Source organism: Lentzea sp. NPDC051838 (assembly GCF_040681245.1).
Classification (GTDB): domain Bacteria; phylum Actinomycetota; class Actinomycetes; order Mycobacteriales; family Pseudonocardiaceae; genus Lentzea.
The window spans coordinates 280,054-293,001 of the sequence record NZ_JBFAYI010000006.1 but is presented as its reverse complement, the minus strand read 5'-3'; the positions used below and the strand labels follow the sequence as shown (position 1 = coordinate 293,001).

Below are 12,948 nucleotides of genomic sequence, written 5' to 3'. Positions count from 1 at the left end.
GCGCGCTGCGTCAACGATCAGTCCACAGCGGACGGACGTCGGAAGCTGTTGCCCTTCGCCATCAAGGTCATCGGCACGGAGAACGCTTCGGCGCAACGGCTGGTCGCGCACTGCCTCACCAGGGCCGGTATCAAAGCCGGACGATGGTGGCCGCGCAATTGGGTCGTGGCAAAAGCCGTACGAGCGCTCAGCGGAGACGAGGTGTTGCGGCGACTGCTCCAGGAGTGCGTCGCGATCTGCAGGGAGGTAAGTGATGGGACGAGTGACGAGCAGGCGGCGCGTGGTGCGGCTGGTGGACGACTCGGCCACCGCACGGCCGGACACGCTGGCGGTCGAGGAACCGCTGGAGATCCGCGTGCGCGGCAAGTCGCTCGCCGTGACCATGCGCACGCCGGGTGACGACTTCGACCTCGCGGCGGGCTTCCTGGTCAGCGAAGGCGTGGTGCGACACCCGTCCGACATCGCGAGCATCCGCTACTGCGCGGGCGCGACGGCCGACGGCAGCAACACCTACAACGTGCTCGACGTCGGCCTCGCGGAAGGTGTCGCGCCACCGGACCCGTCGATCGAGCGCAACTTCTACACGACGTCGAGCTGCGGCCTGTGCGGCAAGGCGAGCCTCGACGCCGTGCGGACGACCGCGACGTGGCAGGTGGCCGCGGACCCGATCCGGCTCGATCCGAAACAGATCACCGAGTTCCCGACGAAACTCCGCCTGGCGCAACGGGTCTTCGACAAGACCGGCGGCCTGCACGCCGCCGGGCTGTTCGACGCAGGCGGCAACCTCCTCTGCCTGAGGGAGGACGTCGGCCGGCACAACGCGGTCGACAAGGTCGTCGGCTGGGCCACCCGCAACGGCCGGCTGCCGCTCACGAGCACCGTGCTGATGGTCAGCGGCCGGGCGTCGTTCGAGCTCGTGCAGAAGGCGGTCATGGCCGGGATTCCGGTGCTCACGGCGGTGTCCGCGCCGTCGTCGCTCGCCGCCGACCTGGCCGAGGAGATGGGCGTGACGCTCGTCGGGTTCCTGCGCGGCAGCTCGATGAACGTCTACACAGGAGCCCACCGCCTGGGCGTCGCGGTCGGCGCTAGGCCGTAAGGAGTCCTCCGCGAGGAGGACCCCTCGCGGCGGACGCGATCTTCGCCCGAGAACCTTAGATTTCTCCCATGTTGACTGTGAGGGGGATCAGCCGGAGCTTCGGCGATCATCGGGTGCTCGACGAGGTGAGCTTCGACGTGCGGCCCGGCCGCATGACGGGCTTCCTGGGCGCCAACGGCTCTGGCAAGACCACGACCATGCGGATCGTGCTGGGGGTGCTCGCCGCGCACGGGGGTGCGGTGAGCTGGCAGGACCAGGTGATCACGCCGCAGAACAGGCCGCACTTCGGCTACATGCCCGAGGAACGCGGCCTCTATCCCAAGATGAAGGTGCGCGACCAGATCACCTGGCTCGGCAGGCTGCACGGTGTCGAAAGGACGGTCGCGCAGCGCAACACCGACCAGCTGCTCGACGACCTGGAGCTCACCGACCGCGCGAACGACCGGCTGGAGCAGCTGTCGCTCGGCAACCAGCAGCGCGTGCAGATCGCGGCCGCCCTGGTGCACGACCCGGACGTGCTGATCCTCGACGAGCCGTTCTCCGGCCTCGACCCGATCGCCGTCGAGACCGTGCTGGACGTGCTGCGCAAGCGCGCCGCGAGCGGGGTTCCGGTGCTGTTCTCGAGCCACCAGCTGGCGATCGTGGAACGGCTCTGCGACGACGTCGTGATCATCTCGAAGGGACGGATCGCGGCCAGCGGATCGCGTGAGCAGCTGCGGGAGAACCACGCCACCTCGCGCTACGAGATCGTCGTCGCCGAGGACGCCGGCTGGATCCGCGACGTGCCCGGCGTGACCGTGCTGGAGCTCGACGGGCCGCGCGCGGTCTTCGAGGCCGAACCGCAGCAGGTGCTCGCCGAGGCCGTGCGACGCGGCGAGGTCCGCTCGTTCACGCCGATCGTCCCCACGCTCGACGAGATCTTCAAGGAAGTGATCTGACATGGCCAAGGCGTCCTTCAGCCAGGCGACCTGGCTCGTCGCCGAACGTGAGATCAAGGTCCTGGTCACCACCAAGGGCTTCTGGATCAGCTTCGTGATCACGATCGCCGGGCTGTTCGCGCTCACCGTGCTGCCGACGGTGTTCGGGGGTAGCGACCCCGAGGTGGCGGTGGTCGGCTCGGCCGGCAGGGTGGTGCAGGGCAAGGCGCTCGACGTGCGCGAGGTCGGCAGCGTGCAGGAGGCCGCGGACCTGGTCAGGGCTGACGAGGTCGAGGCCGCGATCGTGCCGGACGGCGCCGGGATCAAGGTGCTCGCGCTCAACGACCCGCCGAACGACGTGATCCGCCAGCTCGTCGAGGCGCCCCCGGTCGAGCTGCTCGACGGCGCGGCGGTGACCTCGGCCCAGAGAACCGTCACGGTCATCGTGTTCGGGCTGGTGTTCCTCATGTTCGGCATGGGCGGCGCGGCGATCGCGCAGAGCACCGTGACCGAGAAGCAGACGCGGATCGTCGAGATCCTCGTGTCGACCGTGCCGGTGCGCGCGCTGCTCGCGGGCAAGATCCTCGGGCACACGATCCTCACGCTCGGCCAGGTCGTCGTGCTGGCGCTCGCGGCGCCGATCGCCTTGCGGGTCGCGGGACTGGGGGAGTTGCTGGGGGTGGTCGCGCCCGCGCTGGGCTGGTTCGTCCCGTTCCTCATGCTCGGGTTCGTGCTGACCTCGTCGATGTGGGCGGTGGCGGGTGCGCTGGTGAGCCGTCAGGAGGACCTCGGCTCGACGATGGGCCTCGTGATGATCGCGGTGATGGGCCCGTACTTCGGCGTGCAGTTCTTCCACGAGAACCTGACGGTGCTGAAGGTGCTGTCGTTCGTGCCGTTCACCGCGGGGGTGGCGATGCCGGTGCGGATGTTCGCGCAGCAGGCCCAGCCGTGGGAGGCGCTGGTGTCGCTCGGCATCCTCGCGGCGACCGTCGTGACGATCCTGCTGGTCGCCTCGCGGCTCTACACCGGGTCGTTGCTGCAGACCGGTGCGCGGGTCAAGCTGTCACGAGCGTGGGCACCTGCAGAATAGGCGCATGATCGCTGATCCGATTCGCCTCGCCGTCGTCGGCCTGGGAGCCATGGGCACCCGGATGCTGACGGCGGCGCGGGCACATCCCGGCTACACCGTGGTCGCCGGCGTCGACGTCGTACCCCGCACGCTCGACGTCCCGGTCGTCGCCTCGCTCGACGAGGTGCTGTCCGATGTGGACGCCGTGTACATCGCCACCCCGCCCGCGTCCCACGCGTCGTTGACCCTGCAGGCGTTCGCCGCGGGCAAGGCGGTGTTCTGCGAGAAGCCGCTCGCGGTCGACCTCGACGAGGCGCGGGCGATGGCCGAGGCCGCCGAGGGACTGCCGAACGCGGTGAACTTCGCGTTGAGCGACATGGCGGCGACTCTGGAGATCGAACGACTCGTTCCCGATCTCGGCGAGATTCGCGGCGCGGAGATCCGGCTGCAGTTCCCGAGGTGGCCTCGCGATTTCCAGGCGGAAGCGACGTGGCTCGCCGAGTCCGCGCAGGGCGGATTCATTCGTGAGGTGTTGTCGCACTTCATATATCTCACTGATCGGGTGCTCGGCCCACTTGCTGTCGAAAGCGTGTCGGCCGATTTCCCGGCGGCGGGCGCGGCGGAGATCTCCGCCCGCGGAATCCTGCGCGCGGGCGAAATTCCCGTGCACGTGTCGGCGGTGTCCGGAGCAGCGGTGCCTGAGCTGTACGAGTGGACGCTCTGGGGCACTCGCCGGTCACTGCGGCTCGACCAATGGGCGCAGCTCAACAGCTCATCCGGCGGTGCATGGGAGCCGATTCCGTTGACCCGGACGGGTTCCGACAGCGCACGGCTGACGTTGTTCGCCGAGGCCGTCCGGGGTGCGCACCCGCGCGACCTCGCCGACTTCGCGAGCGGCGTGCGGGTCGCCGAGATCATCGAGGCTTTCCACCCTTCCCGCTGAGACGGGAATGCGCTTTCCGGCTGATTGCCCGTGACGGGCCTCCGCTTGTGAACTGTGGGCCATTCTCCCGCGGCACCAACAAAAGCGGAGGCATCCTCATGAGTGAGGCTCGTGCACGCCTTCTTCCGTTCCGGCTCACCGGTCTCGCCACGCTCGTCGCCGAGCCCATTCCGCTCGACGACTGGGCGCAGCGGGTCCGGGTGCCGTTCCGCGGCAAACCGGGCGAGCTCCTCGACGGCGCGATGATGCACCGCATTCTCGGCATTCACGGCAAGAGCTGGGACCACGAGCTGTTCGCGAGCATCGACGTCGTGGCCGGTGTCGGCAAACGCGCGGTGGCGTCGGCCGGGCTGAGTCCGTCGGACGTCGACGCCGCGATCGTCGTCTCCTGCACGCCCTACGAGCTGATGCTGGACCAGGACGCGTTCCGGCTGGTGCGACGGATCGGGTTGCCCGACAGCGTGATCCCGACGCAGATGGCCGCCGGTTGCGCGGGTCTGGCGCGGGCGATCGCGTTGGCTGCTCGTACGGATGCCTCGCGGGTGCTGATCGTCACCTACACCGTGCCCAGCCGCGCCGCGGGTGATGGTGCTGGTGGCATCAACGACCTGTACCGCAGCAATCCCGTGCATCCTGACGGCGACAGCGTCTGGTCGTCGCCCGGCATCTTCTCCGACGGCGTCGCCGCGCTGGTGCTCGACCGGACCGACGACGAAGGTTTCGTGCTGTACTCGCGGGACACCGACGAGTTCGCCGAGGACCCGTTGATCCACTATCCCGGCGGCGGCCTGAACCACGCGCCGGGCACGCCGGGAGCGGCCGAACGCGCGGTGTTCGGCATGGACTCCAAGGGAATCGCCCGCTTCTACGCCGCCGCGATGATGTTCAACCACCGCGACATCGAGGCCGCGCTCCCCGGTTATGTCGAGAAGGTGCGCCGGATCTACACCCACCAGGCGAATCCAGCGCTGGTCGACGCGTTCCACGAGCTGGCGGGGCTGGACGAGGACAAGGCGCCGACGAACGCACGCCGGTTCGGCAACCTCGTCACCGTGTCCACGATGCAGATGCTGCACGACGACGTGACCGCGGGGCGGGTCTCCAACGGTGACCTGATCTGTCTTTCCGTGGTGGGAGGCGGTCCCGAGCGCGGCGCGGTGGTGATGACCGTCCACATTCCACACCCCGTGCCGCCCGCCGTGGGCTAAATGCGCTTGACGTGGTTCGGCAGGATCGAGGGAATGGGGATCTTGTTCGTCACGCTGTCAGGACATGGGCACGTCATGCCGACGCTCGCGGTGGTCGAGGAACTGGTGCGGCGCGGGGCCGAGGTCGAGTACGCGACCGGTGCGGAGTTCGCGGACCTGGTGACCGGGGCGGGAGCGCGCTGGGTGGAGCTGCCGGGGTTGCCCGACTTCCGGCCCACGACCGCCAACCCGATCGACGAGTGGTTTCCGCACTACTTCAGGGCGATGGTCGCGATCTACCCGGTGCTGCTGGAGCGCTGCCGGGCCGATCGGCCGTCGTTGATCTGCTACGACTCCACCAACTGGCCCGCTCGGCTGGTGGCGCGCAAGCTCGGCATCCCGGCGGTGCGCATGCTCCCGCACACCGCGTCGAACGAGCACTACAGGTTGATGGATCCGAGCCTGGCCCGGTTCATCGCCGACGATCTGGCGGCGTTCGTGGCCGCCCACGACGTCGAGCTGGACATCGCGAGCACGATCGAGGCGCCGGAAGCGACCAGCGTGGTGTTCGTGCCGCGCGAGTGGCAGCCGTTCGGGGAGACGTTCGACGAGTCGTTCCACTTCGTCGGCCCGGTGCTCGGCAGCCGGGTGGACGAGGAGTGGTCGCCGGCGCGTCCGGATCTGCCGTTGTTGTTCGTGTCGCTGGGTTCCGTGATGAGTGACGCTCGGTTCTACCAGGCGTGCCTCGATCAGTTCGGCGATGGCGCGTGGCAGGTCGCGATGACCGCGCGCGACGTCGAGCCCGCGGAGAACATCGATGTGCGGCCGTGGTTTCCGCAGCCCGCGGTGTTGAAGCACGCCGCGGTGTTCATCAGCCACGGTGGCATGAACTCCACCATGGAGGCTCTGCACGCGGGAGTGCCGTTGGTGATCGTTCCGCAGACGCCGGAGCAGGCCGCGAACGGCGACCGCGTGGCCGAGCTCGGTCTGGGAGAACGGGTCGACGACCACGCGGAACTGCGCGCGGCGGTGGAACGGGTGGCGTCGAGCGGCACGATCCGGTCCGATGTGGACCGAATGCGTGCCGCCATCGACGCCGGCGGTGGTGCTTCCCGTGCCGCCGAGGTGATTCTCAGTCGAGCACTTCGCGCAGCTTGACGCCGAACTCCTCCGGCTTGCCCGCGTAGCCGAAGGTGCCGTCCATGAACCCGCCGTGGTGGCTGGGGAACACGACGGCTTCCTGGCCGAGCAGCTTCGCGGTGTGGACGGCGGTGCGGGCGGTGAACGCGTTGCCCGTCTCCTCGCCGACCGCGATCACGACGCGGGTCGGCGCCGCGGCGAGGGCGTCGACGTTCACCTGGTAGTCGGTGACCGCGAGGGAGTCCCTTGACAGCAAAGGGTTGTCGCGGTTGCCGTCGTCCTCGGTCGGCATGCCGAACTGCGCCGGATCGGCGGGCGGCAGGGCGAAGTACTCGTCGTTGTACTCGCCCTGCCACCCCGACATCACCAGGAACTGCGCCATTCCCGCCCCGAAACCGCTGGCGAAGAACGCGTCGATGAACCCGTCGCGGGCCCTGCGCGCGGCCTCGGCGTCGGGCAGCACGTCGATGATCGGCGGCTCGTGCGCGACGAGCGTGACGACGTCGTTCGGGTACTGGGCAACGAGTTCGAGCGCCGTGACCGCGCCGCCGCTGGACGCGAACAGGTCGACTGGGCCACCGACCGCCTCGATCACCGCGTGCACGTCCGCGGCCTGGATGTCCGGCCGGTTCTCCTTGCTGCCGTCCGACCGCGTGCTCCTGCCGAGGCCGCGCGGGTCGTAGGTGATCACTGTCCGATCGGGAAACTGCGCTTTGAGCGCTGTGAAGCCGGACGCGTCCATCGGCTGGCCGATCATCATCAACGGACGGCCGCCCTCGCCGTGCACGTCGTACGTGATGGCCGCTTTGTCGGTTTCGAGAACGTGTGTACTCACGATTTCTCCCCAGTCGGATCGGGTGTGAGCAGCCTAGTCACAACCATGAACCCGTATCGGCTTTTAGGCTGATCGACCTGCAAGTATTCGGCTGTTATGAAGGCTTCATGAAACGGATTGCAGTGGTGACCGGCGGCGGCACGGGCATCGGCAAGGCGGTGGCGGCCCGGCTCGTGGAGCAGGGGCTGGACGTGGTGATCACGGGACGCCGGGAGGACGTCCTGAAGGCGGCGGCCGAGGAGATCGGTGCGCGTGCGGTGGTGTTCGACGCGGCCGACCCGGACGCGGTGGAGGCGGCGCTGAGCGATCTGCCGTCCTCAGTGGACGTTCTCGTCAACAACGCCGGCGGCAACATGACCCGGCGCCTGCCCGCGCCGGAGAACCTGGCGGACGTGCGGAACCTGTGGCTCGCGAACTACGAGTCGAACGTGATCAGCGCGGTGCTCGTGACGACGGCCCTGGAGCCGCGACTGGCCGACAACGCACGCGTGGTCACTCTGGGGTCGATCGCTGGCCGTCGTGGCTCGGGTGCCTACGGCGCAGCGAAGTCCGCGGTCGAGGCGTGGACGGCTGATCTGGCCTTCGCGTTGGGCGGCCGGGGGATCACGGTCAACGTGGTGTCGCCGGGCGTCACCGAGGACACGGAGTTCTTCGGCGGCACGTTGAGCGAGGAGCGGCGCAAGAAGCTCGTCGGCAACCCGGCCAACGGGCGCGCGGGCACGCCGGCGGACATCGCTGCTGCTGTGGCGTTCCTGACCTCGGTGGAAGCGGGGCACATCACGGCGCAGGTCATCGGGGTGAACGGCGGAGCCGGGCTCGGACGCTGAACCCGATCACCGCCACCAGCACGACCAGCAGCGCGATCCAGGAGAACTCGGCGAGGTAGTGCTCGGCCGCCTCGCCGACGAAGTAGACCGCCGCCGTCGTGCCCCCGGCCCACGCTATGCCGCCCGCTGCGTTGGCCAGGAGGAACTTCCCGTAGTGCATGCCCATCGTGGCGGCGAGCGGACCGGAGAGGATCCGCAGCAACGCCACGAACCGGCCGAAGAAGACGGCCCAGGCGCCGTACCTCGTGAACAGCGCCTGGGCTTTGCCGATCCTGTCCTCGCTGAAGTGGCTGGGGAACTTCTGCCCGGCTTTCGCGAACACACGCGGCCCGAACCGCTTGCCCAGCGCGTACCCGATGCTGTCGCCGATGATCGCTCCTGCCGAGGCGGATATGCCGACGATCAGCGGTGAGATGCCGTCGTGGTGTGAGGCCATGAGGGCGGCGGTGACGAGCACGATCTCGCCTGGGAGCGGGATGCCGATGCTCTCGATGCCGACCACCAGGCCTACGACGACGTAGACCAGCAGCGGCGGGATGTGGTGAAGCCACTCGGTCAGCACCTTCGCGATCTTCCCCTCAGAACGGGTTGTCTGCCAGCTAGGGTGTGGATCAACCAAGGGGGTGTGGTGGGCGAGTTCGGCGTGCTGCTGCGTCAGTGGCGGCAGCGGGCGGGATTGAGCCAGGAAGCGCTCGCCCAGCGCGCTGCCGTGGGCATTCGCACTGTTCGAGGGCTCGAGACCGGCGAGCGGACCGATCCGCGGATGGGCACCGTGCGGTCGCTGGCCGACGCGCTGGAGCTGACCGGGGCCGAGCGAGCGTCGTTGTTCGCCGCTGCCGGACGGGACGAGCCTGTTGTTGCTTTGGCTGAGCCGGTGCGGTTCGACCCGCTGGCTGAGGCCGCTGCGACGTTGAAGGCGGCTGTCTCGGCGCGATGGCGGCGCGAGGAGGAGCAGCGGCAGATCCACGACCCCGTGCCGTTGCCGGTGCGGTGGGATCCGGCTTCGTCCGAACTGCAGGACAGCTGGCTCAACATCGGCGGCGAGGTGCCGTTGTCGGGCAGCCTCGACCAGGTCGTCGAGGTGTACCGCAGGGTCGGGTCGCAGCGGTTGGTGGTGCTGGGACGCGCCGGCTCCGGCAAGACGGTGCTCACCACGCGGTTCGTGCTGGACCTCGCGGACGACGGGCCGGTGCCGGTGATCTTCGGGCTCGGGTCGTGGAATCCGGAACTGCTGGGGCTGCGCGACTGGATGGCTGCGCAGCTGATCCTCGACCACCCGTTCCTCGATGCGCCCGGGCCGAGCGGTGGGACGTTGGCGGCGGCGCTGGTCGACGCGCAGCGGATCTTGCCGGTGCTGGACGGGTTCGACGAGATCGCGGCCGGGCTGCACCGGCCGGCGCTCAACGCGTTGAACACCACCACTCTGCCGTTGCTGCTCACGAGCCGTGTAGACGAATACCGCGACGCGGTTGAGGGCACGGACGTGTTGACGTCTGCTGCTGCGGTGGTGCTTCGCGATCTGACGGCCTCAGATCTGGCCGATTACCTGCCGCGGACCACGCGCAAGAACGTGTGGACGCCCGTGCTCGACTCGGTGCGCGCCGGCGGTCCGTTGGCTGACGTGTTGACCACGCCGTTGATGGTCGCTCTCGCGCGGCGCATCTACAGCGATACGCCGGACCACGACCCCGTCTCGCTGTTGGCGTTTCACGACGCCGACGAGATCGAACGGCACCTGCTCGGGAGCTTCGTACCAGCTGTATACGGGTCGTATGCAGAGCGTGTGCAGCCGTGGCTCGGCTATCTCGCCGATCATCTGACGCGGCTGGGCACGCACAACATCGCGTGGTGGCAGTTCGGGACTTCCGCGACGGTCAGCGGGCTCGGTGTCGGGACAGCGGTCGGGCTCGCGGACTTCGTGGTCGAGACGATCCTCATAGGAGCGCTCACGGTCCGAGGGTTGTTGTTCGCGACGATGATCGGGCTGGTCACAGGTCTCTTCTTCGGACTGGCCAACTGGTACGTCACGAGGAGCGCACCCCTCGAACCCGTGCGGACGCGGATCAGGCTGAGAGGCCGCATCGGCGCGAACGTGTGGTCGCGGGCACGGCTCGGACTGGCCTTCGGCGCGGCGATCGGGGCCGCGTACGGGGCGGTGCGGGCGGCGGCGTTCTGGCTGGTCATGCCCGGATATGAGATGACAGCGGGCGTGCTCGTCGACGTCTGCGTCTTCGGGCTGGTGTTCGCGCTAGGCGCCGGGCTGGTGTTCGGGCTCGTCTCGGCGATGGAGGCACCGCTCGACGTCCGCTCGGCCGGCAGCCCGGACGACCTGATCGAGGCGAACCGGCGGCACGTGCTCAGCCTGGTGACGTTGTTCGTGCCGGTGTTCGCGGCGTTCGTCGCAGCCGCCACCGGAATCGTGGCGGGCGGGCTGACGGCGCTGCGGTTCGAGGTCGCGTGGAGTCCGACGACGGCGTTGGCGCTCGGGCTCGTCTGCGGCATCGGGGGCGGGCTGGCGTACGTGCTGAGCCTGACCGCGTGGGGGCAGTGGGTGGTGTTCGCGCGCGTGTGGCTGCCGCTGACCGGACGGTTGCCGTGGCGGTTGTCGGCGTTCCTCGACGACGCGTACCGGCGTGGCGTGCTGCGGCGGGCGGGGGCCGTCTACCAATTCCGGCACGCGAGACTCCAGGAATACTTCGCGCGTTTGCGCTGATCAGAGCGACCGGCCATAAGTGGCCGGTCGCCTGGCCTGGTCCATCGTTTGGCCCGGCTGTGATCGTTCTCGACGTGGACGCGATCAACTGGGAGGCGTACAGCCATGAAGAGCTGCATCGGATGCTGTGGCAGGACGCCGACGTCGCGGACGTGAGCACGCTCGCCGACGAGTGGACGCGTCATCGCGAGGCACTGGACACGCACGCCGCCGTGCTGAAGGAGCAACGGGCCGCGCTGCTCGACGGCTGGCACGGGGCGGCCGCTGAGGAGGCGGGGGCTCGGCTCGCCAGGCTGGCCGAGCGGATCGAGAAGATCAGCGAGTTCTCGGCGGCGGGGGAGAAGGCGGCGCAGGACGCCGCGGACGCGTTGGCGCAGGCGCGGGTGGCGATGCCGCCACCGCCGGCAGGGACCACGACGCCTGCCTTCGCAGGCTCACCGACGGGTGCTGCGCCGAGTGGGCCCGGCACGCCGTTCGCACCGCCAGCCGGTGCGGTGCCGTTCGGGGCGCCGACTGGGCCAGGCACGCCGTTCGCACCGCCGGCCGGGCCTGGCGCGCCGTTCGGAACGCCGGCTGGTGCCACGCCGATCGGGGCACCAACCGGCACAGGCACCCCGTTCACGCTGCCGGCCGGTGCCGCGCCGTTCAGCCTGCCGAGCGCGCCCGCGCCGTTCGCGAACACGCCCTTCACACTGCCCAGCGCTCCGGCGCCCATGACCTTGCCCAGCGCTCCGACGATGCCGGCGGGCGCCACGTCCGGCTTCTACTTCTACTTCGGCGCCGCCTCCGCCGACCAGCAGAAGGCCGACGCGGTCCGAGCAATGCAGACCTACGAGTCGAACCTCAACGGCAGCGGCCGCCTCATCGACAACGCCCGCGGCACCATCCCTCAGACCGCACCCGCGCCCGCAACCGTGGCCGCAGCGCCGCCGCCGATCAGAACACCCAGCTCGGGCGGTGTGCCGTGGCGGCAACTCGTCGGCGGAGGAGGCGGATCCGGCCGAGGCGCAGTACCGGCGGCTCGCGGCCCGGTGATCGGAGCGACACCCCAGGTCAGCCAGCTCACCCCCGGCATGCGCGCTGGCGTGATGACCGGCCACACCATCGGGCCACTCACGTCAGGCTCGCCCCTCAGCGAAGGACGCACTGCCGCACAGGGCGCGGGCATGGCGCCGGCAGGTGCGGGTGCGCGCAAGGACGACGACCAGGAGCACGAGAACCAGATGCCCACGCTCGACCACGGCCTGTTCGTGGTGGACGACCGCGTGTCGCCCGCCGTCATCGGGGAGGAGCAGTGAACGGCTACGAGGTCGCGCCGGACGGCCTGCAGGACCGCGTCAAGACCCTGACCCGGCTGGCCGAGCTCACGGGCGAGCTGGTGGCGACCGCGAGCAGGTTGGCCGAACGTCAGCCGTTGCTCGGTACCGCGCCGCCCGCCCAGGATCTGTCGAAGCGGCTCAAAGGCGCCGGCGAGGGCCTGAAGAACGAGGTCAGCGCCGCCGAACGCGAGGTGCGGGCGTTCCAGGAGATGCTCGCCCAGATCAGGACCACCTACACCGAGACCGACGACCAGGCGCGCAGGGCGGTCCGATGATCGCCTTCGACCTGGTCGAGATGGACCTGCTCGCCACCCACGCCGGGGTGCGCTGGCCGTTCCCGCTCCGGGTGCCGTCGTTCGGCACCCGTGCGAGCGAACGCGCTGACCTCCTCGCCGAGGCGGGCCACGGGCTCCAGGCGCGTGGACTGGCTGAGCCGCACGGACCGACCGGCATGGCCGAGGAGCTCGTCACCGCGCTGCAGGAGCACACGGCCGTGGTCGACCTCGTGATCCCGGGAACCGGCGCGGTGGCAATGGTCTACGGCAACGACGCACTCATCTGCACACAACACGAAAGCACGGTCCGCGCGACGCAGGTCGAGGCGGAGACGTTGGCCGACGAGCTCGCGCAGTTGGTCCCGCAGCTCAAACCCGCCCAGATCATGCCGATCACCCTGCCACCCGACGCGGTCCTCGACCTGGAGATCACCGGACAGGGGCAGGCAGGCGTGATCAAGGGCGGGCAACGGCAGGAAGTGTCCTGGTTGGACGGTCCGAAAGGGCGGGTCAGGGTCGACGTCAGCGGAAACGGCTGGGTCAGCGTGAATCCCATGCGCCACAACGACCTGGTCCGTGCGATCGGTGAGCTCGCGGCAACCGCCCGAGCCTAGAAGAGGGGGAGAA

General features: G+C 69.4%; 13 protein-coding genes. 11 read left to right on the top strand and 2 right to left on the bottom strand.

Annotated elements, in window-relative coordinates:
* Positions 1-253 precede the first annotated feature (253 nt).
* The 6 genes from fdhD (at position 254) to AB0M24_RS17240 (ending at position 6,370) form a co-directional block, all read left to right on the top strand.
* The gene (gene fdhD, locus AB0M24_RS17265; RefSeq protein WP_363767826.1) at positions 254-1,096 is read left to right on the top strand and encodes a formate dehydrogenase accessory sulfurtransferase FdhD; all 843 of its coding nucleotides are present in this window, start codon (positions 254-256) and stop codon (positions 1,094-1,096) included.
* A 68-nt stretch (positions 1,097-1,164) separates the two neighbouring features.
* On the top strand, positions 1,165-2,034 hold the full coding sequence (locus AB0M24_RS17260; RefSeq protein ID WP_363767823.1) for an ATP-binding cassette domain-containing protein: 870 nt from the start codon (positions 1,165-1,167) through the stop codon (positions 2,032-2,034).
* Between the two features lies 1 nt (position 2,035).
* The gene (locus AB0M24_RS17255; RefSeq protein WP_363767820.1) at positions 2,036-3,103 is read left to right on the top strand and encodes an ABC transporter permease; all 1,068 of its coding nucleotides are present in this window, start codon (positions 2,036-2,038) and stop codon (positions 3,101-3,103) included.
* Between the two features lie 4 nt (positions 3,104-3,107).
* On the top strand, positions 3,108-4,025 hold the full coding sequence (locus AB0M24_RS17250; RefSeq protein WP_363767817.1) for a Gfo/Idh/MocA family oxidoreductase: 918 nt from the start codon (positions 3,108-3,110) through the stop codon (positions 4,023-4,025).
* A 98-nt stretch (positions 4,026-4,123) separates the two neighbouring features.
* Positions 4,124-5,233 (top strand): 3-oxoacyl-[acyl-carrier-protein] synthase III C-terminal domain-containing protein, encoded by a 1,110-nt coding sequence (locus AB0M24_RS17245; protein WP_363767814.1) that lies wholly within the window; start codon positions 4,124-4,126, stop codon positions 5,231-5,233.
* 33 nt (positions 5,234-5,266) lie between these two features.
* Positions 5,267-6,370 carry a macrolide family glycosyltransferase gene (locus AB0M24_RS17240; RefSeq protein WP_363767811.1) on the top strand — a complete coding sequence of 368 codons (1,104 nt, stop codon included), beginning with the start codon at positions 5,267-5,269 and terminating at the stop codon, positions 6,368-6,370.
* On the opposite strand, the gene AB0M24_RS17235 is transcribed toward AB0M24_RS17240, so the two are convergent.
* A complete protein-coding gene (locus AB0M24_RS17235) occupies positions 6,345-7,190 on the bottom strand; it encodes an alpha/beta hydrolase (RefSeq protein WP_363768273.1) in 846 nt (281 codons plus the stop codon). The genes AB0M24_RS17240 and AB0M24_RS17235 overlap by 26 nt on opposite strands.
* A 104-nt stretch (positions 7,191-7,294) precedes the next feature.
* On the opposite strand from AB0M24_RS17235, the gene AB0M24_RS17230 reads away from it, so the two are divergent.
* On the top strand, positions 7,295-8,014 hold the full coding sequence (locus AB0M24_RS17230) for an SDR family oxidoreductase (protein WP_363767807.1): 720 nt from the start codon (positions 7,295-7,297) through the stop codon (positions 8,012-8,014).
* Here AB0M24_RS17230 and AB0M24_RS17225 read toward each other — a convergent pair.
* Positions 7,977-8,576 carry a DedA family protein gene (locus AB0M24_RS17225; protein WP_363767804.1) on the bottom strand — a complete coding sequence of 200 codons (600 nt, stop codon included), beginning with the start codon at positions 8,574-8,576 and terminating at the stop codon, positions 7,977-7,979. The genes AB0M24_RS17230 and AB0M24_RS17225 overlap by 38 nt on opposite strands.
* Positions 8,577-8,642: 66 nt before the next feature.
* Between AB0M24_RS17225 and AB0M24_RS17220 the strand changes: the two genes are divergently transcribed.
* The 4 genes from AB0M24_RS17220 (at position 8,643) to AB0M24_RS17205 (ending at position 12,935) form a co-directional block, all read left to right on the top strand.
* Positions 8,643-10,727 carry a helix-turn-helix domain-containing protein gene (locus AB0M24_RS17220; RefSeq protein ID WP_363767801.1) on the top strand — a complete coding sequence of 695 codons (2,085 nt, stop codon included), beginning with the start codon at positions 8,643-8,645 and terminating at the stop codon, positions 10,725-10,727.
* Positions 10,728-10,801: 74 nt separating this feature from the next.
* On the top strand, positions 10,802-12,025 hold the full coding sequence (locus AB0M24_RS17215) for a hypothetical protein (protein ID WP_363767798.1): 1,224 nt from the start codon (positions 10,802-10,804) through the stop codon (positions 12,023-12,025).
* Entirely contained in the window at positions 12,022-12,321 is a 300-nt protein-coding gene (locus AB0M24_RS17210) for a hypothetical protein (RefSeq protein ID WP_363767795.1), read from the top strand. Before AB0M24_RS17215 ends, AB0M24_RS17210 begins: the two co-directional genes overlap by 4 nt.
* Positions 12,318-12,935: an ESX secretion-associated protein EspG gene (locus AB0M24_RS17205; protein WP_363767792.1), complete on the top strand. Its 618-nt coding sequence runs from the start codon at positions 12,318-12,320 to the stop codon at positions 12,933-12,935. Before AB0M24_RS17210 ends, AB0M24_RS17205 begins: the two co-directional genes overlap by 4 nt.
* Positions 12,936-12,948: the final 13 nt, after the last annotated feature.

Excerpts from the sequence above, each read along its gene's own strand:
- AB0M24_RS17240 (WP_363767811.1), top strand. The coding sequence starts at position 5,267 with ATGGGGATCTTGTTCGTCACGCTGTCAGGACATGGGCACGTCATGCCG.
- AB0M24_RS17245 (WP_363767814.1), top strand. The coding sequence starts at position 4,124 with ATGAGTGAGGCTCGTGCACGCCTTCTTCCGTTCCGGCTCACCGGTCTC.
- AB0M24_RS17230 (WP_363767807.1), top strand. The coding sequence starts at position 7,295 with ATGAAACGGATTGCAGTGGTGACCGGCGGCGGCACGGGCATCGGCAAG.
- AB0M24_RS17260 (WP_363767823.1), top strand. The coding sequence starts at position 1,165 with ATGTTGACTGTGAGGGGGATCAGCCGGAGCTTCGGCGATCATCGGGTG.
- AB0M24_RS17250 (WP_363767817.1), top strand. The coding sequence starts at position 3,108 with ATGATCGCTGATCCGATTCGCCTCGCCGTCGTCGGCCTGGGAGCCATG.
- AB0M24_RS17205 (WP_363767792.1), top strand. The coding sequence starts at position 12,318 with ATGATCGCCTTCGACCTGGTCGAGATGGACCTGCTCGCCACCCACGCC.
- fdhD (WP_363767826.1), top strand. The coding sequence starts at position 254 with ATGGGACGAGTGACGAGCAGGCGGCGCGTGGTGCGGCTGGTGGACGAC.
- AB0M24_RS17255 (WP_363767820.1), top strand. The coding sequence starts at position 2,036 with ATGGCCAAGGCGTCCTTCAGCCAGGCGACCTGGCTCGTCGCCGAACGT.